This window comes from Reyranella sp., from assembly GCF_965228225.1.
In the GTDB taxonomy this organism is placed as follows: domain Bacteria; phylum Pseudomonadota; class Alphaproteobacteria; order Reyranellales; family Reyranellaceae; genus Reyranella.
In genome coordinates, this window is sequence record NZ_OZ245801.1 from 2,189,091 (window position 1) to 2,208,603 (window position 19,513).

Annotated in this window: 24 protein-coding genes; 8 read left to right on the forward strand and 16 right to left on the reverse strand. The window is 66.3% G+C overall.

Annotation, left to right across the window (positions count from 1 at the left end; all coding sequences use genetic code 11):
• Positions 1–11: 11 nt before the first annotated feature.
• Both ACO07K_RS10470 and ACO07K_RS10475 read left to right on the forward strand, forming a co-directional pair.
• Positions 12–743 carry a MotA/TolQ/ExbB proton channel family protein gene (locus tag ACO07K_RS10470; RefSeq protein WP_298317276.1) on the forward strand — a complete coding sequence of 244 codons (732 nt, stop codon included), beginning with the start codon at positions 12–14 and terminating at the stop codon, positions 741–743.
• Positions 744–755: 12 nt separating this feature from the next.
• The gene (locus ACO07K_RS10475) at positions 756–1,172 is read left to right on the forward strand and encodes an ExbD/TolR family protein (protein WP_422012007.1); all 417 of its coding nucleotides are present in this window, start codon (positions 756–758) and stop codon (positions 1,170–1,172) included.
• Positions 1,173–1,175: 3 nt separating this feature from the next.
• Here ACO07K_RS10475 and ACO07K_RS10480 read toward each other — a convergent pair whose 3' ends face one another.
• Complete coding sequence (locus tag ACO07K_RS10480; RefSeq protein ID WP_422035875.1) at positions 1,176–1,802, reverse strand: LysE family translocator; 627 nt, start codon at positions 1,800–1,802, stop codon at positions 1,176–1,178.
• Positions 1,803–1,914: 112 nt separating this feature from the next.
• Between ACO07K_RS10480 and ACO07K_RS10485 the strand changes: the two genes are divergently transcribed.
• Positions 1,915–2,535 (forward strand): TetR/AcrR family transcriptional regulator, encoded by a 621-nt coding sequence (locus ACO07K_RS10485; protein WP_422035876.1) that lies wholly within the window; start codon positions 1,915–1,917, stop codon positions 2,533–2,535.
• A 105-nt stretch (positions 2,536–2,640) separates the two neighbouring features.
• On the opposite strand, the gene ACO07K_RS10490 is transcribed toward ACO07K_RS10485, so the two are convergent.
• Positions 2,641–3,366 carry a DJ-1/PfpI family protein gene (locus tag ACO07K_RS10490; protein ID WP_422035877.1) on the reverse strand — a complete coding sequence of 242 codons (726 nt, stop codon included), beginning with the start codon at positions 3,364–3,366 and terminating at the stop codon, positions 2,641–2,643.
• Positions 3,367–3,749: 383 nt separating this feature from the next.
• Positions 3,750–4,325 (reverse strand): GNAT family N-acetyltransferase, encoded by a 576-nt coding sequence (locus ACO07K_RS10495; protein WP_422035878.1) that lies wholly within the window; start codon positions 4,323–4,325, stop codon positions 3,750–3,752.
• Between the two features lie 44 nt (positions 4,326–4,369).
• Between ACO07K_RS10495 and ACO07K_RS10500 the strand changes: the two genes are divergently transcribed.
• On the forward strand, positions 4,370–4,993 hold the full coding sequence (locus ACO07K_RS10500) for an HAD-IA family hydrolase (protein ID WP_422035879.1): 624 nt from the start codon (positions 4,370–4,372) through the stop codon (positions 4,991–4,993).
• On the opposite strand, the gene mdcB is transcribed toward ACO07K_RS10500, so the two are convergent.
• The 6 genes from mdcB to mdcA are packed head-to-tail and all read right to left on the reverse strand — an operon-like array spanning position 4,990 to position 10,055.
• The gene (gene mdcB / locus ACO07K_RS10505) at positions 4,990–5,823 is read right to left on the reverse strand and encodes a triphosphoribosyl-dephospho-CoA synthase MdcB (RefSeq protein WP_422035880.1); all 834 of its coding nucleotides are present in this window, start codon (positions 5,821–5,823) and stop codon (positions 4,990–4,992) included. The genes ACO07K_RS10500 and mdcB overlap by 4 nt on opposite strands.
• A complete protein-coding gene (gene mdcG, locus ACO07K_RS10510; protein ID WP_422035881.1) occupies positions 5,820–6,455 on the reverse strand; it encodes a malonate decarboxylase holo-[acyl-carrier-protein] synthase in 636 nt (211 codons plus the stop codon). Before mdcG ends, mdcB begins: the two co-directional genes overlap by 4 nt.
• Positions 6,452–7,192: a biotin-independent malonate decarboxylase subunit gamma gene (locus ACO07K_RS10515; protein WP_422035882.1), complete on the reverse strand. Its 741-nt coding sequence runs from the start codon at positions 7,190–7,192 to the stop codon at positions 6,452–6,454. Before ACO07K_RS10515 ends, mdcG begins: the two co-directional genes overlap by 4 nt.
• Positions 7,193–7,195: 3 nt before the next feature.
• The gene (locus ACO07K_RS10520) at positions 7,196–8,074 is read right to left on the reverse strand and encodes a biotin-independent malonate decarboxylase subunit beta (protein WP_422035883.1); all 879 of its coding nucleotides are present in this window, start codon (positions 8,072–8,074) and stop codon (positions 7,196–7,198) included.
• Positions 8,071–8,394, reverse strand: a complete 324-nt coding sequence (locus tag ACO07K_RS10525; protein WP_422014115.1) for a malonate decarboxylase acyl carrier protein — start codon at positions 8,392–8,394, stop codon at positions 8,071–8,073. Before ACO07K_RS10525 ends, ACO07K_RS10520 begins: the two co-directional genes overlap by 4 nt.
• A gap of 11 nt (positions 8,395–8,405) precedes the next feature.
• Positions 8,406–10,055 carry a malonate decarboxylase subunit alpha gene (mdcA, locus tag ACO07K_RS10530; protein WP_422035884.1) on the reverse strand — a complete coding sequence of 550 codons (1,650 nt, stop codon included), beginning with the start codon at positions 10,053–10,055 and terminating at the stop codon, positions 8,406–8,408.
• Between the two features lie 51 nt (positions 10,056–10,106).
• Between mdcA and ACO07K_RS10535 the strand changes: the two genes are divergently transcribed.
• Positions 10,107–10,436 carry a DHCW motif cupin fold protein gene (locus tag ACO07K_RS10535; RefSeq protein ID WP_422035885.1) on the forward strand — a complete coding sequence of 110 codons (330 nt, stop codon included), beginning with the start codon at positions 10,107–10,109 and terminating at the stop codon, positions 10,434–10,436.
• Between the two features lies 1 nt (position 10,437).
• Complete coding sequence (locus ACO07K_RS10540) at positions 10,438–11,331, forward strand: NAD(P)-dependent oxidoreductase (protein WP_422035886.1); 894 nt, start codon at positions 10,438–10,440, stop codon at positions 11,329–11,331.
• Between the two features lie 330 nt (positions 11,332–11,661).
• On the opposite strand, the gene ACO07K_RS10545 is transcribed toward ACO07K_RS10540, so the two are convergent.
• The 4 genes from ACO07K_RS10545 to ACO07K_RS10560 form a co-directional block, all read right to left on the reverse strand.
• Positions 11,662–12,696 carry a sensor histidine kinase gene (locus tag ACO07K_RS10545; protein WP_422035887.1) on the reverse strand — a complete coding sequence of 345 codons (1,035 nt, stop codon included), beginning with the start codon at positions 12,694–12,696 and terminating at the stop codon, positions 11,662–11,664.
• A 2-nt stretch (positions 12,697–12,698) separates the two neighbouring features.
• Positions 12,699–13,139 carry a response regulator gene (locus ACO07K_RS10550; RefSeq protein WP_422014103.1) on the reverse strand — a complete coding sequence of 147 codons (441 nt, stop codon included), beginning with the start codon at positions 13,137–13,139 and terminating at the stop codon, positions 12,699–12,701.
• A 9-nt stretch (positions 13,140–13,148) separates the two neighbouring features.
• Entirely contained in the window at positions 13,149–14,627 is a 1,479-nt protein-coding gene (locus ACO07K_RS10555; RefSeq protein ID WP_422035888.1) for a sensor histidine kinase, read from the reverse strand.
• Positions 14,628–14,727: 100 nt separating this feature from the next.
• Positions 14,728–15,102: a hypothetical protein gene (locus tag ACO07K_RS10560; protein ID WP_422035890.1), complete on the reverse strand. Its 375-nt coding sequence runs from the start codon at positions 15,100–15,102 to the stop codon at positions 14,728–14,730.
• A gap of 116 nt (positions 15,103–15,218) precedes the next feature.
• On the opposite strand from ACO07K_RS10560, the gene ACO07K_RS10565 reads away from it, so the two are divergent.
• Positions 15,219–16,745, forward strand: coding sequence for a M81 family metallopeptidase (locus tag ACO07K_RS10565; protein WP_422035891.1), 1,527 nt, complete (start codon positions 15,219–15,221; stop codon positions 16,743–16,745).
• Between the two features lie 3 nt (positions 16,746–16,748).
• On the opposite strand, the gene ACO07K_RS10570 is transcribed toward ACO07K_RS10565, so the two are convergent.
• The 3 genes from ACO07K_RS10570 to hisI are packed head-to-tail and all read right to left on the reverse strand — an operon-like array spanning position 16,749 to position 18,817.
• Positions 16,749–17,921: an MFS transporter gene (locus ACO07K_RS10570; RefSeq protein WP_422035892.1), complete on the reverse strand. Its 1,173-nt coding sequence runs from the start codon at positions 17,919–17,921 to the stop codon at positions 16,749–16,751.
• Between the two features lie 15 nt (positions 17,922–17,936).
• Positions 17,937–18,410, reverse strand: coding sequence for a hypothetical protein (locus ACO07K_RS10575; protein ID WP_422035893.1), 474 nt, complete (start codon positions 18,408–18,410; stop codon positions 17,937–17,939).
• Complete coding sequence (gene hisI / locus ACO07K_RS10580) at positions 18,407–18,817, reverse strand: phosphoribosyl-AMP cyclohydrolase (RefSeq protein WP_422035894.1); 411 nt, start codon at positions 18,815–18,817, stop codon at positions 18,407–18,409. The genes ACO07K_RS10575 and hisI overlap by 4 nt, the downstream gene beginning before the upstream one ends.
• 86 nt (positions 18,818–18,903) lie before the next feature.
• Here hisI and ACO07K_RS10585 point away from each other — a divergent pair, with 86 nt between their 5' ends.
• Entirely contained in the window at positions 18,904–19,392 is a 489-nt protein-coding gene (locus ACO07K_RS10585) for a Fur family transcriptional regulator (RefSeq protein ID WP_422035895.1), read from the forward strand.
• Positions 19,393–19,513 lie beyond the last annotated feature (121 nt).

Here is a 19,513-nt window from a genome sequence, read left to right on the forward strand (position 1 = left end):
GAGAGTATCGCATGGGCGACGCATCGGCCCTGGGCTTCGGCCATTTCATCGCGCAGGCGGACATCGTCGCCAAGATCCTTCTGGGCGTGCTGGCGGTGATGTCGGCGATCTCCTGGTACCTGATCGTCTACAAGGGAATCGGGCAGATCATCCGCCAAGGGCGCAGCCGCCGGTTCCTGAACTTCTTCTGGAGCGCCACGTCGCTCGAGCAGGTGCAGAACGAACTCAACATCCACGGGGTGAACGAGCCGTTCGGCCATCTGACGGCGCATTCGCTGCATGCCCAGGCGCATCATGCGAAGTTCGGCGCGGCCAAGCTCGAAGAGGCGGGCAGCGAGACCGAGTTCCTGACGCGCACCATCAAGAAGGTGCTCGACGAGGAGACGACGTCGCTGGAGAACGGTCTCACCATGCTGGCGACGATCGGCGCCACGGCACCGTTCGTGGGCCTGTTCGGCACGGTGTGGGGCGTCTATCACGCGCTGGTGGCGATCGGCATGTCGGGCTCTGGCATGCTCGACAAGGTGGCGGGCCCGGTGGGCGAGGCGCTGATCATGACCGGCATCGGCCTCGCGGTCGCCCTGCCGGCGGTCATGGGCTACAACTGGCTGACCCGCTCCAACCGCGTGCTGACGGCCAAGCTCGACGCCTTCGCCTTCGAGCTACTGACCTTCCTGTCGATGGGCCGTGCGCTGCAGGCCGGCCGCAAGCCGGGCAGCGTGCCGCTCGCGGCCGTGACCTGAGGGAGGCGGGCAATGGCATTCGGAAGCTTCGAACGAAAGACCTCGTCCCAGCCGATGGCCGAGATCAACATGGTGCCGCTGATCGACGTGGTGCTGGTGCTGCTGGTCATCTTCATCGTGACGGCGCCGCTGCTCACCAACGTGGTGAAGCTCGACCTGCCCAAGGCGACGGCCAACGCCGACCTGCAGAAGCCCGAGAAGATCGAGTTCGCGATCGACGCCCAGGGCTCGCTGTTCTGGGGTGGCGAGCGGGTGACGCGCGAGGAGGCGATGGAAAAGTTCGTCGAGGCCGGCCGCAAGCGGCCGCAGCCGGAAGTCTATCTCCGCGCCGACGCCACCGTGCCCTACCGCTACGTCTCGGAGACCCTGGCCGACGCCTCCAAGGGCGGCCTCTCCAAGATCGCCTTCGTCAGCGAACCGGCGCGCTGAGCCTCAGCTCCGCGAGCCGGCGAAGCTCACCGTGGCGACGCCTGCACCGATCAGCAGGCCGCCCCCCACCTTGTTGACGACGCCGAGGGCACGCGGATCGGAGGCCAGCCGGCGCGCCCGCGAGGCGACCAGCGCGTAGCCGAACGCATTGGCGAAGGCCAGCACCAGGAATGTGGTCTCGAAGACCAGCATCTGGGTGAGGAAATCCGCCTTGGGATCGAGGAAGGCGGGCAGGAAGGCCACGAAAAAGGTGATGCTCTTCGGATTGAGGGCCGTCACCAGCCAGGCATGTCCCAGCATCTTCGCGGCCGATACGGTATCGGTTCGCGGCGCCGTGTCGAGCGTGCCGCCGGCGCGCCACAGCTTGATTCCGAGATAGACCAGGTAAGCGGCACCAACCCACTTGAGGATCGTGAACAGGCTGGCCGAGGTCGCCAGCAGGGCGCCCAAGCCCAGCATCGAGAGGGTCATGGCCGTGAAGTCACCCAAGGCGACGCCGATGGCCATGGGGAGCGCGGTGCGCCAGCCCTGTCCAAGGGCATAGGACACGACCAGGAGCACGGTCGGACCGGGGATCACCAGAAGAATGCTCGACGCCGCAGCAAAGGCGACCCAGGTTTCGTAAGACATAAAAACCTCGTGAACTCGGCGGATAAAGCCATCATCTTGCGTCGACGTCAGCCGAAATTTGGCCTCCTCTCACCGTCAAGTTTATAGTCTGTTCGATCCTGCTGGAGGCTGAATGACCCGTTCCAAGGCGCGAGGCTACCACCACGGCGACTTGCGCGAGGCATTGATATCGGCGGGCCGCAAGCTCGTCGAAGAAAAGGGCATCCGCGGCTTCACGTTGCGGGAGTGCGCCCGCCGAGCCGAAGTCTCTCATGCCGCGCCTGCGCACCATTTCGCGTCGATGGACGACTTGCTGGCCGAACTGGTCCGTCGCGGTTTCGCGGAGCTGACGGTGGCCATGACCACCGAATCCGAACGGGCGGTGGACGGCGAACCCACAGGACGCCTGGTCGGTCTTGGCGTTGGCTACATGGCGTTTGCCGCCGCCAATCCCACGCTCTTCCAGCTCATGTTCAGCCGGGAGGCGAACCACATCGAACCCAAGGAGGGGGATGAGGGCGCCGAGAGCATCCGTCGCCTGCTGGCCATCGTTCTTGACGACGTCATCGGCGATGCGGCGGACGAGGTACGGCAGCAGGCTGCCGATCTGGCCTGGGGCACCATGCATGGGTTCATCACCCTGGTGCTCGAAGGAGAGATCGGGCGCCGCGATTCATCGAGGGTCCTGAAGGCCCGGGGCCTCGCTGCCCTTGCGGCGATGGCCGAAACGGTGACGCGTCTCGCCCGGGCCTGAGCCGATCGAGGCTTAGGCCGGCTTCGACGAGCGAAGCGCGGCCTGGTCGATGCTTGCGCCGACCGGAGTTGAGCCTGAAGGCAAAACCTGCCCAGGGATTTCGGTTCAGACGTTGTGTTCGGTCAACGAGCCGTTGTCCAGGATGAGCCCCTTGGCTGTCGGATACACAAACGACAACAATTCGCGAAGCTTGTCCTTCTTTCTTGTTCCGACGTGGTCCTCTACGAGCCTCAAGGAGGTGGCCAACCCGGAACAAGGGCCGTTGCTCGTCAGATGCTTTCCATCCTGCACAAAATTGATCGACGTATCCCGAACCAGCTTTGCAGACGGGATTTCCCGTGCGAATCGGTTGTACTGGTTCATGTACGTCGTGCAGTGAATCCCATCGAGAAGACCGGCATGCCCGAGAACGAAGGAGCCGGTGCAGACGGACATGACGTATTTGCAATCCTTCTGCGTTCCCAGCTTGTGGATGTAGTCGAGCGTTCCGTTCGCCTTCAGCTTCGCGGTATCTCTCGCGCCTTCGCCACCTGGGACGACAACGACATTGGCAGCAGGGGCGTTCGCGAATGTGTAATCGGCCAGGAATCTCATGCCCGATGACATCGTCGTCGGATCTGTCGTGGGAGCTACCGTGAAAACGTTCGGCAGCTTTCTGGAGACGTTGTTGAAGGTGTAGCTGAAATTATCTTCCGTGACGTCCTTGTCCTCCGGGAGACCGTCGAAGGTCGTCCCCCACCAGAACATCTCCCACGGTCCGACGACATCCTGCTCTTCTGCTCCATCGAACATCACGAGCGCGATATTCAGATCCTTCATTAGATTGGTCATTGATGTTTCCTTGGGGCTGGTTGTCGAAGACCCACCGAGCAAATGCACGCCGCCTGACGGATTACTGCTTCGGTAAGGAACCTTACCCAAGTGCGCAAGTTACAAACCTGCAACCTGCCTTGGTTCCGCAAAGGCAAGGCATTTGCCGTGTTCGCAATGCCAGAGGCCAGCACCCGCCATCGAACGTCCTGAGGTCAAGACCTTCGCACGGTCACTCATGCCGGCGGCGGGAAGCCTACCCGAGTCACGATCTCAACCCATCGAACAGGTCGTTCCCTCGCCGATCTTGGAGCCGGCGACGCTACCTCCGATGCCATCAAGTAATCCTTGGCACATTCGATCCAGCCGAATGTGCGGCTTGGATCCGAACCGCTGGATACGCTTCAGCCTGAAACCAACGGGCTGCAGAGGGGAATGCGGAACAGCAACGCCTCTGTCCCGCCATGCGCGGCGACCTTGGCAAAGCGCTCGACGAGGACGCCGCCATTGGCGGTGATGACCTTCTGCGACGGCAGATTGTCGGGATCCGTCGTCAGGTCGACATGGGGCAGCCCGTGCCGCCGGATGTCCTTCAGGAGCATTCCGAGCGCCAGGGTCGCATAGCCCCGTTGGCGCTTCCACGGCGCCACGGCATAGCCGATATGGCCAAGAACGTACGAGGGGAGTGCTGCCGTCCCCGGCTGCCAGCGAAAGCCGATCGAGCCGCAGAATTCGCCGTCCCACATCCAGCGCCGGTAGCCGGGCATCCGCGCGACCATCGAGCCGTCGGGCAGGGTGACCGGACCGGCCTTGGCTTCGGGATCGTCCAGCGAGGCCACGAACGCCGCCGGATCGGCCTCGATGCGAGCCAGCTCCTCCCGAGGCGCCTCGTCGACCCGCACATTGTCGGGTGACCAGCCGCGGCGGAGCGCGTCGGCATAGCCGTCGAGATGGGTGAGGTCGGGCACGATGAGCTGCAACGGACTTTCCTTTTCGGGCGGCCGGTGCTGTAGCATGCCGGCCCATGAGTTCCAGCCCCGTCCTCGTCCTCGATATCGATGGCGTCGTTTCCCTTGCCCAGCCGGGCTCGCCGCATCCTTGGTACGCGACCCTCAAGGAGGACTGGGGCCTCAGCCATGACGAGGAGCTGGCCCCGGAATTCTTCCTGAAGCCGGAGTTCATGGAGGTCCTGCGCGGCCGCCTCGATCTCTACGTGGCGCTGCACGAGTATTTCGAGAGCAAGGGTCTGGCCGACCGGCTCGAGGAGTTCGTCGCCTACTGGTTCGAGAAGGACTCCGACATCGACCGCGGCGTCCTCGCCCAGGCCGACGCCTGGCGCCGGCGGACCGGCGGTCGGGTCTTCGCGGCAACCAACCAGGAGCATCATCGCATCGCCTATCTGCGCGACCGAATGGGGCTCGACGCGCATTTCGACGAGATCGTCTATTCAGCCGCGCTGGGCGTCTGCAAGCCCGAGCGCGTGTTCTATACGAACGCGCAGGCCCGCATGGGCGTCACGGTTGCCCAGTCGATCCTGTTCGTCGACGACAAGGCGAGCAACGTCGACGGTGCCCGCATGGCCGGCTGGCGCGCGGTGCTCTACCGCGGCCCGGAGAGCCTCGAACGCGCGCTGGCGGGCTGGGGCTAGGCGTCGTCGCAGCAGCGCGAGACGAGGAGTGTGCAGGCCAGCAGGTCGGCGCAGCCGCCGGCCGACAGGTGGCGCGCGATGAAGGCGCGGTGCAGCGCTTCCGCCTTTTCGAACCAGCCGGGCTGGCGACAGCCGCCGTCGGCCAGGAAGTCCGCCGCCGACCGGCGTACGAAAGAGTCTGCTTCGAGGCCACCCCGATAGAGCACCGTCGTGTCGTCGAGCGACGACATCAGGACAAACAGGGTCTGGATACCGGCCGCGTTGTCGTCGAGGCCGGCCTCTCGCGCCTGGCGATAGGCAGGAAGGCCGGTCTCGAACACGGCGGGGAAGGCGCGGGCGGCCTCGCGGCGGGCGCCGTCGCGGCCGGTACGGCGGCGCACGAGACCGCCATGACTTGCCTCGTCACTCCGGGCGGCGTGGGCTTCGAGCGCGTCGCCCCAGGTTTCCCTGAGCGCCGCGCGCACGGCGGCCGGCGAAGGCGACGAAGAGGCAGTCTGGGCGCGGGCGATGGCGGCGACCATCAGGCCGACCGAGAAGATCGCCCCACGATGCGTGTTGACCCCGCCGGTGACCGCCAGCATGCCGCGCTCGGCCTCGATGCCGAGCGGTATCAGCGCCTGCTCGAAGGACGCGGCGGCGCGGCCTGCCGCGGCGAGCGACGCGAAGGGCTGCCGCAGCGAATCGGCCGACCGGCACATCAGTTCGAAATCCATGTCGGCATGGGCGCCGGAATCGACGGGACTGACGAGGCCGGGTTTGGGATAGGCCGTCAGCTCGTCGCGCAGGGCCGTCACGGCGGCCCGCGCCAACGCCTGGTCATCGCGGGTCATCGGGCGAGGCGCGTGCGGGACACGAGCTGCATCGATTCGATCGACTTCAGCAGGACTTCGTCCTGGGGCTGCAGAAGCTCGCGCCACTGGACCTCGCCGAGATCGGGGAAGGAGAGCTCGCCATCGATACGGAAGGCGAGTTCCTGTTCCTCGTGCGCGAGGAAAGCCGCCGTGCGCAAGGCGGCGTCGAGGTCGGCGGCCTCGATCACCACGTCGAGGTCTGACGCCTCGTGGACGTGGCGCTCGCCGGTCAGGGCCTGCCACATCCAGCTTCCATAGACGCGGAGGTCATGGCCGGCCTGGGCTGCGGCAGAGATCAAATGCGAAAACGAATCGGCTTTTGCCGTCGCGGCAGGACAGCGCGCGATCTCCTCGAGGCGCGGTGGCCGCGCGTGGCGAACGATGTGAGCCGGGTCGGTCAGGGCCGCGACGCGACGTGGCCGTAGTTCCGGATGGGCCGGATCGGTGGTGCAGAACCCCAGGCCGATTTCGTTGCCGTCGTTCCGTCGGCGCGTCACGACGAAGGGACGACCGGCCGTATGCCAGATCGCCGCCCGGGTGCGATCTTCAGCGGTCTCTGCCCCGGGGGCCTGCGACAGCCAGACCAGCGTATGACGCCGGAGGCCGGTCATCGCGCCGATTCGGCGAGGACCTTCTTTCGGATGTCGAGGGCAAGCTTGCGGCCGCCACGCTTCTTGCCGAGCTCGGCGCGATTGTCCTCGACCGACGAGGTCGCGATGGCGGCGGCGAGCTTCGCCGGGAGGTTGTCGCTGGCCGACCAGACTTCCTCCACGCCGCCCAGCAGTGCAAACGGCGCCGCGCCGAATTCGAGCGAGGGCATGGTCTTCGAAAGCTTCTCAAGGACGGCCGCTGGAATTTTCGTCACGGCCGACATCGCCGCGATCGGCATCAGGCCGACGCTGGCCGAGTCGAGAGCGTAGATGCGGTCGGCGAACATCCCGTAGCAGAGGAAGGCGCCGCCGACGGCCTGGCCGGTGGCGACGGTGAGCAGCTTGTGGCCCCTGCGCCGCGCCAGCTCGAGGCAGGACAGGAGATGGCCGAAATAGCTCGCGAGACCCAGCATCTCGGCGACGCGGTTCGGCTCCTGTCCGGCGCTGTCGACCAGCATGACGATCGGCGTCTTGGGCTGGCGCTCGATGCACTGGATCACGTGTGCGGCGAGGCGCAGCGCGGCCTCGTTGTCGATGTACGTCCCATCGCAGGTGCCGATGACGCAGACCTTGGCGCCGTCGACCATGGCATAGCCGGTTAGAACGGACTTCTCGATGGCGATGCCCGTGGCGGAGGCGCCGAACAGTCGGGCCAGGACGGCGCGGGCGGATGGCTTCTTCGGTGTCGGCTTCTTCATGACCTACTTCCCACGCTTGGCGAGGGCGGCGAACTCCGGCCCGGACGCCAGCGACGCGGCCGCGATGTCGCGGACGCCCATGCTCTTCCAGACGGTGTCGGGATCGGTCGCCGCGCCGAACTTCTTCAGCCGCTTCTCCAGTTCCTTCTGGCGCGCCTTGACCGCGGCGAGGCTGACCGCGCTCGACTTCCCGAGGAGCCTGGAAATGCCGTCCCGCACCGCGTCGGCCGTGTCATGGACCAGCGCATCGGCATCGCCCAGCAGGTACTTGGTCTTGCCGCCGCTCGTCTTCCACACCAGGGCGCGGTTGGCCGAGTCGTAGGCCTTCTTGCCCATCCACTTCTCGATCACGATCGGGCCGGAGATGCCGAGGCGCCCATGCTCGGTCATGACGCGGAAGTCGCAGCAGGTCGACAGGATGCCGATGCCGCCATAGGCGCCGATATCGGTGGCGATGACGGCGATGGTCGGCACCTTCAAGGCGCGGCATTCGAAGATCGCGCGCATCGTCTCGGCAATGGCGATCTCGCCGGACGAACCTTCGTGCAGGCGCACGCCGCCGCTCTCGACGATCAGCACGCAGGGCACCTTGTCTCGCGCCGCAGCCTTGAAAAGCCCAGTGAGCTTGGCGCCGTGGATCTCGCCCACCGCGCCGCCGACGAACTGGCCGACCTGGGCCGCAAGGTAGACCTTCCTGCCGCCGATCTTGGCATGGCCGATCACCAGACCGTCGTCGAACGAGACCGGGATGCCGAGCTGGGCGAGGTAAGGGCTGGTCAGCCGCTCCGGCGGCGGCAGCAGCTCGAGGAACGAACCTGCGTCGACGAGGGCCGCGACGCGCTGGCGCGCGGTCAGTTCGTGGAAAAGAGGTGCGCCGGTCATTTGTCGCCCTTGGTGAGATGGTCGTAGGCCTGGCGCAGGCGCAGGTTGACGAGTACGGGCGGGGCACCCTGGTCGTTGATCGTGACCTTCGTCCCGCCGGCCGGATAGTGGTGGGCGAAGTCGGCGAGGGCCGCGAGCCATGACGCCTTGTAGCCGGGGATCGACGTCTCGACGTGGCACTCCATCGCGTCGGACGGCTTGCCGCCACGCTCCATCAGGACTTCGAGATTGCCCGAGCCGACGACGCCCGCGAGCGACCATGGCTTGGCGGTCTTCGCGCCGAGCGGCTTGGACGGGAAGGACTTGGCGAACTTTTCCATGCTGATGGGTCCTACCAGTCGACGAATTGCGAGGGCGGGTCGTAGAGCCCGTTCGACCAGCGCACCAGGCCCTTGATGTCCTGCGTGGCCAGCAGGCTGCGGCTCGCTTCCGACGGTCGGACGCCGACATCCTCGGGCAACTGGACGATGCCGCGGGCGCGCAGGTCCTCGGTCTCGCGCTTCTTGCGCTTGAGGCCGACCGGCGTGTAGCCGGCGACCGCGCGGATGGCCGCCTGTCGTTCGGCGACCGAGCGGCAGGCCGCGAGGTTGGCGATGCCTTCCTCGGTCACGACGTGGGTGACGTCGTCGCCGTAGATCATCACGGGCGTGACGCCGTGCAGCGCCTTGCGGATGCTCGGGTCCGTCGCGTCGAGCTCCTCGACGAAGGTCGGCACGCGGCCGGCCTGGAAGGTCTCGACCATCTGGACCACGAGCTTGCGGCCGGGCGGTGAGCCGGGGCCGGGATTGGCTTCGGCGCCGGCCTTCAGCCAGGCCTTCGTGGGATGGCGGCGGCCGGTCGGCTGGCAGCCCATGTTGGGCGCGCCGCCGAAGCCGGTGATGCGGTTCTTGGAGACGGTCGAGGAGTTGCCATTGATGTCGATCTGCAGCGAGGCGCCGATGAACATGTCGATGGCATAATGGCCGGCGAGCTGGCCCATTGCGCGATTGGAGTGGAAACTGCCGTCGCGCCCGGTGAAGAAGACATCGGAGCGCGCCGCCGTATAGCGCTCCATGCCCACCTCGCCGCCGACGGCGAAGACGCTCTCGACCCAGCCGGACTCGATGGCGGGGATCATGGTCGGTAGCGGATTGACCATCCAGTACTTGCAGATCTTGCCCTTGAGGCCGAGTCGCTCGCCGTAGGTCGGCAACAGGAGCTCGATGGCGGCGGTGTTGAAGCCGACGCCATGGTTCAGCGACTGGACTTCGTACTTCTCGTAGATGCCGCGCAGGGCCACCATCGCCATCAGCACCTGGACGTCGGTGATGGCGGCCGGGTCGCGCGTGAACAGCGCCTGCAGGTGCATCGGGTAGGGAGCCTGGACGACGAAGTCGACCTGGTCGGCCGGTATGTCGATGCGCGGCAACTTGTCGACGATCTCGTTGACCTGGGCGAACACGATGCCGTCGGAGAAGGCAGTCGGCTCGACGATCGCCGGCGTCTCCTCCGTGTTGGCGGCGAGGAAGAGGTTGCCCTTGCGATCGGCCTGGGCGGCGGCGATCAGCGCCACGCGCGGCGTGAGGTCGATGTAATAGCGGGCGTACAGCTCGTTATAGGTGTGGATCGCGCCGACCGGGAATTTCTTGGCCTTCACCAGATCGGCGACGGCGGTGCCCTGCGGGCCGGCGTAGCAGAAGTCGACCTGCTTGATCATGCCCTTCTTGAAGAGCTCGATATGGGCCGGCAGGGTGATGCAGGACATCACCAGATGGATGTCGCGCAAGTCCCTCTTGCCGAGCGTCGCGAGCTGGTTGGCCAGGAAATCTGCCTGCTTCTGGTTGTCGCCTTCGAGGCAGAGGATGTCGCCGGGCTCGATGATGCGCCGGAGGACGTCCGGTACCTTGTCGGCGTTCACGAACTTGCCGCGGGCCAGCTTCCCGACACGCTCGATGCGCTGTGCCTTGTTCAGGCGGCGCGACGCCGTTTTTGCAGTGATCATGTTGTGTTTTTCGTCTATCTGTCGTTGCCGGTCAATGTGCTAGAGCGAACCATGCTTATGTTTGAGATACCCTTCGGGACGACCGACTGGGAAACCGTCGAGCGCACCGAACATCCGGGCGAGACGGGCAAGGCGTTCTGGCGGACCAGGACCTTCAACAACATCCGCGTGCGGATCGTCGAGTACACGCCGGGCTACCTGGCCGATCACTGGTGCCAGAAGGGCCACATCCTGTTGGTGCTCGAGGGCGCGCTGTCGACCGAGTTGGCCGACGGCAGCACAGTCGAGCTGAAGCAGGGCCAGAGCTACCAGGTCGCCGACAACACGCTCGGTCACCGGTCGAGTACGGCGACCGGCGCCAAGCTCTTCATAGTGGACTGACATGACGGACATGATCGGATTTATCGGCGTCGGCACGATGGGCGAACCGATGTGCCGCAATCTCGCGCGCAAGAGCGGCATGACCGTCCTCGCAGCCGACCGCGACACGGCGCCTCTTGCGAGGCTGGCGGCCGACGGCGTGAAGACGGCGTCGGTCGACGAGATCGGTGAAAACTGTCGCACCATCTTCCTGTCGCTGCCGGGCGGCAGGGAAGTCGAGGAAGTCTGCCTGAGTGAGGGCGGCCTGGTCTCGAAGGCCAGGCTCGGCTGGACGGTGGTCGATCTCAGCACCGCACCGCCGATCCTGGCGCGAAGGCTCTACGAGGAGTTCCAGGGCAAGGCCTCGGCCTTCGCCGATGCCCCGGTCGCGCGCACGCGACAGGCGGCGATCGACGGCACGCTCTCCATCATGGTCGGCGCGACGACGCCCACCTTCGAGCGCATCGCGCCGCTGCTGCGCCACATGGCAAGCGAAGTCACGCATTGCGGCGACGTCGGCGCGGGCCAGACGGTGAAGATCCTGAACAATATGATCCTGTTCCAGACCGTGGTGGCGCTGGCGGAGGGCCTTTCGATCGCCCGCGCGAACGGCGTCGATGGCAAGGTGCTGTTCGAGACGCTGACCAAGGGCTCGGCCGATTCCTTCGCGCTGCGCAATCACGGCATGAAGGCGTTGCTGACCGGAGTTTTCCCGGAGCGCGCCTTTTCGACGAAATACGCCCTGAAGGATCTGAGCTACGCCATCGACATGGCCGAGGAGGCCGGCATACCGGCCCTCGGCGCCGACGTGGCGCGCGAGGTGATGGAGCGTGCGGTCGAATTGGGACATGGCGAGGAATACTGGCCGGTCCTGCTCAAGGCCATCGAGGACGCGAGCGGCAAAGGCGACGCCTGACGCGACCCGGCTTCCCGGTATCCCTTCGCCTGCATGCAGGCGGTTGCGAGCCGGGATTCTTCATAGGACTTGAAGGTCTCGACGCGCTGCTGCCATTCGAGATAGCCGACCTGGCGGCCGCCGTTCCAGCCGAGCGGGTAGGGGTAGGGGAAGCTGAACGAGTAGAGACGCTCGATGGCGGCCTTGGCCTCCTGTTGGCAGGACGCCAGATCGGTCGCGGCTTCCGATTGCAGGGCGCCGGGCTTCTGCCATGGGCCAGGGCTGCTGCAGCCCACCGTCGCAAGCAGGATGAACGGGAGGACGGCTCGCAACGGCGCTGAACGCGCTGGCCTACAGCCTGAAGCGCAGACTGGCGCGCGTGCCTTCGACACCGGTGTCGTACTCGACCTTGGACTGGAGATTGGCCGCCATCGCGGTCACGACACGCGTTCCAAGGCCCGTGCCCTGCGCCGAGCCAGTTCCCTTCCAGCCGACGCCATCGTCTTCGACGGCGAGCGAGACGGTGTCTTCGCCGATCTTCTGGAGGATCACCCGGATCTCGCCGCGCATGGCGGCGGGGTAGGCGTATTTGTAGGCGTTGGTCAGCAGTTCGGTGACGATCACGCCGATCGAGACCGCCTTGTCGGTGGGCACGCGAATGTCGGCATCGGCATGCAGGGCCACGGTGTTTTTCTTGTCGGCGGCATCGATTGCGGCGCTCAATTCGTCGATCAGGCTCATCAGGTAGGAGCCGAGTTCGACGATGCGCACGTCGGACGAAGTGTAGAGGCGCCGGTGGATGCCCGCGACCGCCATGATGCGCGCCTGCATCTCCAGCAGGGCGCTGCGCGCCGCCTCGTTCTGGACGGCGTTGGCCTGCAGGCGGGCGAGCGAGGCGACCAGCGCCAGCGAGTTGGCAACGCGGTGATTGACCTCGTGCAGCAGCAATTCGGCGCGGTCGCGCGCCTCACGGATCGTGCGCTGGGCTTCCTCGGCTTCGGCCCTCAGCCGCTGCTGCTGAAGGGCAGACCGGATGGCCGAACCCAGCAGCTCGCGGAAGTGGCCCTGCACGTCCTTCCAGACATAGTCGGCGGCGCCGGCCTTGAGCGCGGCCACGGCCACGCGCGCATCCTCGGAGCCCGTCACGTAGACGATCGGCAGGTCGACGGTGACGCGCTGGATCTTGGCCAGCACGTCGAGGCCTGTCTCGTTGGTCAGATTGTGATCGAGCGCGATGGCGTCGAATTTTTCGCTGGCCAGGAGCGCGAGCCCTTCGTCACCCGAGCCGACGTGGCGGATCCCGATGCCGTGCGGCGCCAGCGCGCGCTCCACCAGTCTGCCGATACCCGCATCGTCGTCGATGTAGAGGACCCTGACCTGTTCCATCTTCAGTCGGTTGCCGGAACCTGCATCACGGAGAGGAACAGGCCGAGCTGCTGGATGGCGTTGGCGAAGCTCTCATAGTTGACGGGCTTGGTGATGTAGACGTTGGCGCCGAGGTCGTAGCAGCGCTTGATCTCGCGCTGGTCGTCGGTCGTCGTGAGGACGATGACCGGCGAGCGCTTGAGATGGGTGTTCGATTTGACCTTCGCCAGGATATCGACGCCGGTCATGTCGGGCAGATTGAGGTCGAGCAGGATCAGGAGCGAGCGCGCACTGCTTTCCTCGCCACTTCCATCGGCGCCGAAAAGATAGGCCAGCGCCGAAGTGCCGTCCTTGAAGGCGACGATCTCGTTGTTCACGCCGGCGCGGCGGATGTTCCGCTCGATCAGCCGGGCATGGCCTTCGTCGTCTTCGACCATGACGATGGAAACGGGCTTTGCGTTCATTCGCAGCCTCTACCTTGTCGTTGAGTTTTCGTTGAGCCGGAGCCGTCGCGGCAAATCTATCCGAAAGGTTGTACCGCGACCAAGTTCGGACTGCACCGTAATGTCGCCACCCAGCCGGCGAACCAGGGCGCGGACATGCGCCAGGCCGATTCCTTCGCCGGGCCTGTCCTGCGCGCCCGCCCGCCGGAACAGTTCGAAAATGCGCTCGTGATCCTGCTCGGCAATGCCGCGGCCATTGTCCGTGACGTCTATGTGCACGCGCCGCGCCGTCTCGCCGGTGGTGATCACGATGCGCCCCGGCCGGTCGCGTGCGAGATACTTCACCGCATTGTCCACGACGTTGCCGACGACCTGCTCCATGGCCAGCCGGTCGGTGACGAGGGCAGGGGCGGATGCGGGGACGGCGATCTCGGCACCGACTTCTTCCGTCTGATGCCGAACGCTGGCTGCGGCGTTCTTGAACAAGGTCACCAGATCGACAGGTTCCGCCCGCAGCTCCCGCCGTCCTTCCCGGGAAAGTTTGAGGATGGCGTTGATCAGCCCGTCCATCTTGCCGGTCGAGGCCCGTATGAAGCGCAAGGCCTCGGGAATGTCCTCCTCGGTCGCCAGCCGCGCCTTGTTGGCAAGGGTGGCATCGCCCGCCACGTAGGGGCCGACCGACTTCATGGCGGCTTCCAGCTCGCTGGTGAAGCCCATGATGTTCACCAGCGGCGAACGCAGATCGTGGCTCACGATATAGGCGAAGCGCTGGATCTCGTCGTTGGCGCGGGTGAGGGCCTCGGTGCGTTCTGCGACACGCTCCTCGAGACCGACGTTGAGTGCCTGCAGTTCGGACCTCGCGGCCACCAGGTCCCGCGTGTACTGAACGACCGTCCAGGACGCGCCGGCGGCGAACAGAACGATCAGGAGACTGCCCGCCGCGGTCACCCAGGTGAGAAGCTCCGCGCCGTCGGTCACGGCCTCCAGACGGGCGGCGACCCTGCCTTCCGCAGTCGAGATCAAGTGAGCCAGCTGGGTCCGCGCCTTCTCCATCAGCAGGCGCCCACGATCCGACAGGACGGTCTGGATTGCCGCGTCCCGCTGGCCGGCCTTGGTCTGCTCGATGGTCTCCGTGAGCTCCGCCATCTTGGCGTCGAGCACCTCGGCGAGCTCGTTGACCGCGGCCAGCTGGGCGGGGTCTCTGGCGACGAGCTCCCGCAGGGTGGCGATGTCCTTGCGCAGCCGCGGCTGGGCACGCTCGAAGGGATTGAGATAGCGCGCCTCGCCCGTCAGCAGATAGCCACGCTGACCCGTCTCGGCGTCGATGGTCGCCGCCAGGAGATTGGTGGTGAGAGCGCGTATGTCGCGCTCCACCACGGCCTCTTCGGCGTGCTGGGCCGTGCGGACGGAAAGCCAGGCCGAAACGGCGACGATGGCCAGGAGCGCAAGAACACCGGCGGCGAGAAAGGCGATCGTGCGGCGGGCGAACGATGAAGCGAACAAGGGCATGGAGGGCTGGGGGACTCGCAGATGCAAACCGGATACCTGCGGGCCTTCAGGTATCGGCCAGGATAATACGGAAAGGAAGTTGCACGTCTATCTGCAACGTTCAGCGCTGGTCGATGTCCCCATCGCTCAGCAAACCGGCGCCAAGGGCGGACTCCATCGCGGTGTCGAGATCGAAGACACGCTGGGTGGCAAAACCCGGATAGCGATCCGTCGGCTGGGCATTGCCGAGCGCGACGAGGGCATCGGCGTCGGCTTGCACCTCGAAACCACAGAGGATCTCCGGGAATCCAGCCGCCCGTGAGACCGTCAGGGCGAAGTTTCCATCCGACGAGGCCATGCGGCCGATGACGCGATGGAGGAGATCGCGAAGACCACGAAGTCGCCGGCTCCCGATTTCGTCGGCACCCACGTCGACCGCCACCGCGACGACGAGGTGACCTTGCGGAAAATTCTTGAGGAAGGCCGGCCAGGACATGCTGCGCATGGCGGCACAACGCCGGGGTTCCGCAATCGCTGCCTCACAGGCGCGTGTGGAGGCGCGATCGATGATAGGGTGCGCGACGTGGATGGATACTTGTCGGGAGATTTGGAATGGCGCGGATCGCTGTCGGCGGCTTTCAGCATGAGACGAACACCTTTGCGCCGCAGCAGGCCACCTGGGAGGAGTTCGTCCGTGCGGACGCGTGGCCGCCGCTGTTGCGCGGCCCGGAGATGATTGCCGGCGTCGAGGGTTTCAACATCCCGATCGCGGGCGCGGTCAGCAAGCTGACGGAACTGGGCCATGAGATCGTGCCGCTCGCCTGGGCGGCCGCTTCGCCGGCCTCCTACGTGACCGAGGATGCCTTCGAGAAGATGTGGGCGCTGTTCGACGAGGACCTGAAGAAGCAGGGGCCGTTCGATGCGATCTATCTCGATCTTCATGGCGCGATGGTCGCGGAGAACACCGAAGACGGCGAGGGCGAGCTGCTTCGCCGGATCCGCGGCATCGTGGGCGACGCACTGCCGATCGTGGCGAGCCTCGACTATCACGCCAACCTGACGCCCGACATGGCCACGCTTGCCACGGCGCTGGTCGGCTATCGAACCTATCCGCATATCGACATGGCGGTCACCGGCAGCCGTGCGATCGAGCTTCTGGACAAGCTGCTGCGCGAGAAGCGGCCGGTCTATCGCGCCTATCGCCAGCTCGACTTCCTGATCCCGCTGGTCTGGCAGTGCACCTTCATCGAGCCGGCCAAGGCCATCTTCGACCTGGTGGGCGAGCTCGAGGCCGGCGAGAAGAGCCACAATCAGGGAATCGTCAGCGTGACTCACACGCCGGGCTTCCCGCCGGCCGACATCGCGCACTGCGGCCCGGCGCTGGTCGTCTACGGCCATGACAAGGAGGCGGTCGAGGCGGCCGCCGACAAGCTCGCCGCCACGGTGAAGGCCCAGGAGAAGGCGTTCGACGGCGAGTTGCTGGACCCCGACCAGGCCGCGCTTCGCGCGCTCGAACTGTCGAAGAACGCCACCAAGCCGATCGTGCTGGCCGACGTCCAGGACAATCCCGGCGCGGGCGGCACGTCCGACACTATCGGGCTGCTGGCGGCCCTGATGCGCCACAAGGCGAAGGGTGCCGTGATCGGCATGATCGTCGACGAGGGCGCGGCCAAGGCGGCGGTCGAGGCTGGCGAGGGCAACGTGATGCGCCGCGGTATCGGCGCCGTCGTGGGCTACGGTGGCGAGAAGCCCGTCGAAGCCGACTGGCGCGTGGTCAAGCTGAGCGACGGCATCTTCACCGGCACCGGCCCGTTCTACGGCGGCGCCAAGTTCCAGATCGGGCCGATGGCGCTGTTGACCGACGAGGCTTCGGGCGTCTCCGCGGTGATCGCCTGCAAGCGGGTGCAGGCCGCCGACCAGGAGATGTTCCGCGCCGTCGGAGTCGAGCCGTCCGAAGTGCCGATCCTGGCGCTGAAGTCGACCGTCCATTTCCGCGCCGACTTCCAGCCGATCGCCGAAACGATCCTGGTCGTGCGGTCGATTGGCGCGCACATCACCGATCCCGTGGACATGCCCTACAAGCACCTGCGCAAGGGCATCAGGCTGAAGCCCATGGGCCCGGTCTGGCAGGGCGCCTGAGCGTCAGTCGTCGGCGAAGGCCGGCCGCAGTGCCCAGACCATCGGCAGGGTCGTGAGCGCGACGCAGGCGACGGCGACGAGCGCGGTGGTGAGGCCCACCACGTCGCCGAACAGGCCGAACAGCAGCGGCCCCGTCGCGCCGGCGACGGAGCCGCCGGTGTAGAAGACCGCGAAGGCCTTGGTGCGTCGTTCCGGGCTCACGAATTCGGGGATGGTGCCGTAGAGAACGGACGAGGTGCCGTTCAGCACCAGGCCTACGGCGGGCAGCAGCAGCAGCGCGACGTCGAGCGAGAGCGGCAGGGCGGCGAGGATGAGCAGGGTCGTGGCAGCTTCGGTGAGCAGGACCGACGGCACGACGCCCAGCTTCTGTCCGACCCAGCCCATGACCAGCTTGCCGGCGGCGCCACCCGCGAACATCAGAGACAGGCCGAGGCCGATGGTTGGCAGGTCCGCGCCCTTGTCGCGCAGCAGGAACGGCAGAAAGATCAGGAAGCCCGTGCGCACCAGGTCGTCGGCGATGTGGATCGAGAACAGGAGCCAGTAGGCCCAGGGCCGGTCCTGTCCGGCGACCGCCTTCGACGGTTCGGCCGTTCCGTGCATCACGATGGGCTTCAGTGAGGCCAGGATGATGCCCGCGCCAAGAACGGCAAGGGCGGCCATGACGACCAGCGCCTGCTGCCACCCGAGCGAGGCCGCGATCAGCGCGAAGAGCGCCGGCAACAGGACCTTCCCGACGTCGCCGGTGAAATTGTAGGTGCCGAGCGCCGTGCGGGAACGCGGGCCGTGATAGGCGGCGGCGACCAGGCTGGAGCCGATGGGATGCTGCGTGCTGGCGCCCAGCCCGGCGAGGAGCAGCCCGGCAACGACGCCGTAGAGCGAGCCGCTGAGGCCCGCGAGGCAATAGCCGGCGGCGATCAGCATCGTGCCGGTGGCCAGGATTCGAACACCGCCGAAACGTTCGGCCAGGTGGCCCGACGGGATCTGGCCGGTGGCCATGGCGCCGGAGTAGCAGGTCTTGAGCGCGCCGATGGCGCCGTAGCTCAAGCCGAACTGCGACTGCAGCAGCGGGTAGAGGACGTTCAGGAGATCGGTGAAGCCGTCGTGCAGGGCATGCGCGCCGCCGCAGACGGTGAGGGTGCGGCGGGCCGTGGAGGGAGCTGAGACGGTGACTGTCATCTCACCGTCACAATACTAACGACCCGGTATCCGGTCGAACCAAAAGGCGGTCTGCTGCTGGAAATCCCGCTCGGCGAACGCGGTGTCCGCGATCACCGTCGGCTTGCCGTTGCGTGCATAGCGCACGCTCACGAGTCGCTTGAAGGCCGTATCGGCGGAATGAAGGATCAGCACGTCGCCCTGGCGGCGCTGGAAGACGAACTCGTGGTACTGGCGGATGTTCACCAGGTTCACGACGTAGCGGCCGTCGGGCCCGTCGTCGGCCAGCTGGCGCACCGGAATGTCACGGCCCTGGTTGGTGATGCCCATCAGCGCAAAGGCCTCGGGCGCCGTCATGTTGTCCCGGCCGGTCCTCTGGATCAGCGCGACCAGACGGTCGCCGCGCGGCGAGAGCGTGTGCTGGGGCGAGGGCGTGGTGGCGCAGGCGGCCAGCGGCAGGAGAGTGGCTGAGAGAAGGAAGCCGCGGCGCGTCGATGCGAGGGTGCTCAAGCCTTTTCCTTCTCCATGTCGATCTCGATGGGGGCGATCTCCGCGAGCACGCCGCCGCGCACCGCGCGGAAGAAGCAGTTGTGGCGGCCGGTGTGGCAGGCGACGCCGGTCTGGTCGACCAGCGCCAGCAGCGTATCGCCGTCGCAGTCGATGCGCAGATCCACCAGCGTCTGGATATGGCCGGACGTGTCGCCCTTGCGCCACGGGCCCTTGCGCGAACGCGACCAGTAGCATGCACGGCCCGTGCGCATCGTCTCGGCCACGGCATCGCGATCCATCCAGGCCATCATCAGCACCTCGCCGCTGTCGTGCTGCTGGGCGATCGCCGGCACGAGGCCCTGCGCATCGAACTTGATGACGGCGAGGGCGGCGTCGATTTCGGGCTGTTCGTAGGTCGTTGGGGACATCAATGTGCTCATGGGGGCGAGCCTTGGCCTCCGGAAGGAACGGCGCGTATAATCGCCGCCTCCTCGGTTGGCAAATCGGAAGTCCCTTGAAGAAACCAGCCAAAGCGGCGCCCGCCGGGCATGCCCACGATCACGAGCACTGCGTCGAGGACGCGATCGCCGCGGCGGAGAAATTGTGCGCCGCCAAGGACCTCAGATTCACGCCGCTGCGCCGCCGGGTGCTGGAACTCGTCTGGTCGAGCCACAAGCCGGTCGGCGCCTATGCGCTGCTCGACAGCCTGCGCAACGAGGATCTGGGCTCTGCCCCGCCCACCGTCTACCGCGCGCTCGACTTCCTGATCGAGAACGGCCTGATCCATCGCATCGAGCGCATGAACGCCTTCGTCGGCTGCAGCCATCCGGGCGAGGTCCATCGCGGCTTCTTCCTGATCTGCAGCGAGTGCGGCAACGCCGAGGAGATCGAGGGCGACGGCCTGTCCGACGCCATCTCCGCCAGCGCCACCCGCCGCGGATTCACCGCGCGCGACATGACGCTGGAAGTGACGGGCGTCTGCGGCGAGTGCCGGGGCGGCTAGAGGTTTCCAACTCGAAGATCACCACACGACCTCATCCTGAGGAGAGGCGCGCAGCGCGTCGTCTCGAAGTATGGGCCCAGATGTGGTGCTCGCGCCCATGCTTCGAGGCGGCTGCTGCGCA

Bases quoted from the DNA above. Each gene is read 5' to 3' on its own strand.
- ACO07K_RS10475 (WP_422012007.1), top strand. From the start codon at position 756: ATGGCATTCGGAAGCTTCGAACGAAAGACCTCGTCCCAGCCGATGGCC.
- hisI (WP_422035894.1), bottom strand. From the start codon at position 18,817: ATGTCCCCAACGACCTACGAACAGCCCGAAATCGACGCCGCCCTCGCC.
- ACO07K_RS10565 (WP_422035891.1), top strand. From the start codon at position 15,219: ATGGCGCGGATCGCTGTCGGCGGCTTTCAGCATGAGACGAACACCTTT.
- ACO07K_RS10545 (WP_422035887.1), bottom strand. From the start codon at position 12,696: ATGGAACAGGTCAGGGTCCTCTACATCGACGACGATGCGGGTATCGGC.
- ACO07K_RS10500 (WP_422035879.1), top strand. From the start codon at position 4,370: ATGAGTTCCAGCCCCGTCCTCGTCCTCGATATCGATGGCGTCGTTTCC.
- ACO07K_RS10515 (WP_422035882.1), bottom strand. From the start codon at position 7,192: ATGAAGAAGCCGACACCGAAGAAGCCATCCGCCCGCGCCGTCCTGGCC.
- ACO07K_RS10480 (WP_422035875.1), bottom strand. From the start codon at position 1,802: ATGTCTTACGAAACCTGGGTCGCCTTTGCTGCGGCGTCGAGCATTCTT.
- ACO07K_RS10570 (WP_422035892.1), bottom strand. From the start codon at position 17,921: ATGACAGTCACCGTCTCAGCTCCCTCCACGGCCCGCCGCACCCTCACC.
- ACO07K_RS10555 (WP_422035888.1), bottom strand. From the start codon at position 14,627: ATGCCCTTGTTCGCTTCATCGTTCGCCCGCCGCACGATCGCCTTTCTC.
- mdcB (WP_422035880.1), bottom strand. From the start codon at position 5,823: ATGACCCGCGATGACCAGGCGTTGGCGCGGGCCGCCGTGACGGCCCTG.
- mdcA (WP_422035884.1), bottom strand. From the start codon at position 10,055: ATGATCACTGCAAAAACGGCGTCGCGCCGCCTGAACAAGGCACAGCGC.
- ACO07K_RS10560 (WP_422035890.1), bottom strand. From the start codon at position 15,102: ATGTCCTGGCCGGCCTTCCTCAAGAATTTTCCGCAAGGTCACCTCGTC.
- ACO07K_RS10520 (WP_422035883.1), bottom strand. From the start codon at position 8,074: ATGACCGGCGCACCTCTTTTCCACGAACTGACCGCGCGCCAGCGCGTC.
- ACO07K_RS10490 (WP_422035877.1), bottom strand. From the start codon at position 3,366: ATGACCAATCTAATGAAGGATCTGAATATCGCGCTCGTGATGTTCGAT.
- ACO07K_RS10535 (WP_422035885.1), top strand. From the start codon at position 10,107: ATGCTTATGTTTGAGATACCCTTCGGGACGACCGACTGGGAAACCGTC.
- mdcG (WP_422035881.1), bottom strand. From the start codon at position 6,455: ATGACCGGCCTCCGGCGTCATACGCTGGTCTGGCTGTCGCAGGCCCCC.
- ACO07K_RS10485 (WP_422035876.1), top strand. From the start codon at position 1,915: ATGACCCGTTCCAAGGCGCGAGGCTACCACCACGGCGACTTGCGCGAG.
- ACO07K_RS10550 (WP_422014103.1), bottom strand. From the start codon at position 13,139: ATGAACGCAAAGCCCGTTTCCATCGTCATGGTCGAAGACGACGAAGGC.
- ACO07K_RS10540 (WP_422035886.1), top strand. From the start codon at position 10,438: ATGACGGACATGATCGGATTTATCGGCGTCGGCACGATGGGCGAACCG.
- ACO07K_RS10470 (WP_298317276.1), top strand. From the start codon at position 12: ATGGGCGACGCATCGGCCCTGGGCTTCGGCCATTTCATCGCGCAGGCG.
- ACO07K_RS10525 (WP_422014115.1), bottom strand. From the start codon at position 8,394: ATGGAAAAGTTCGCCAAGTCCTTCCCGTCCAAGCCGCTCGGCGCGAAG.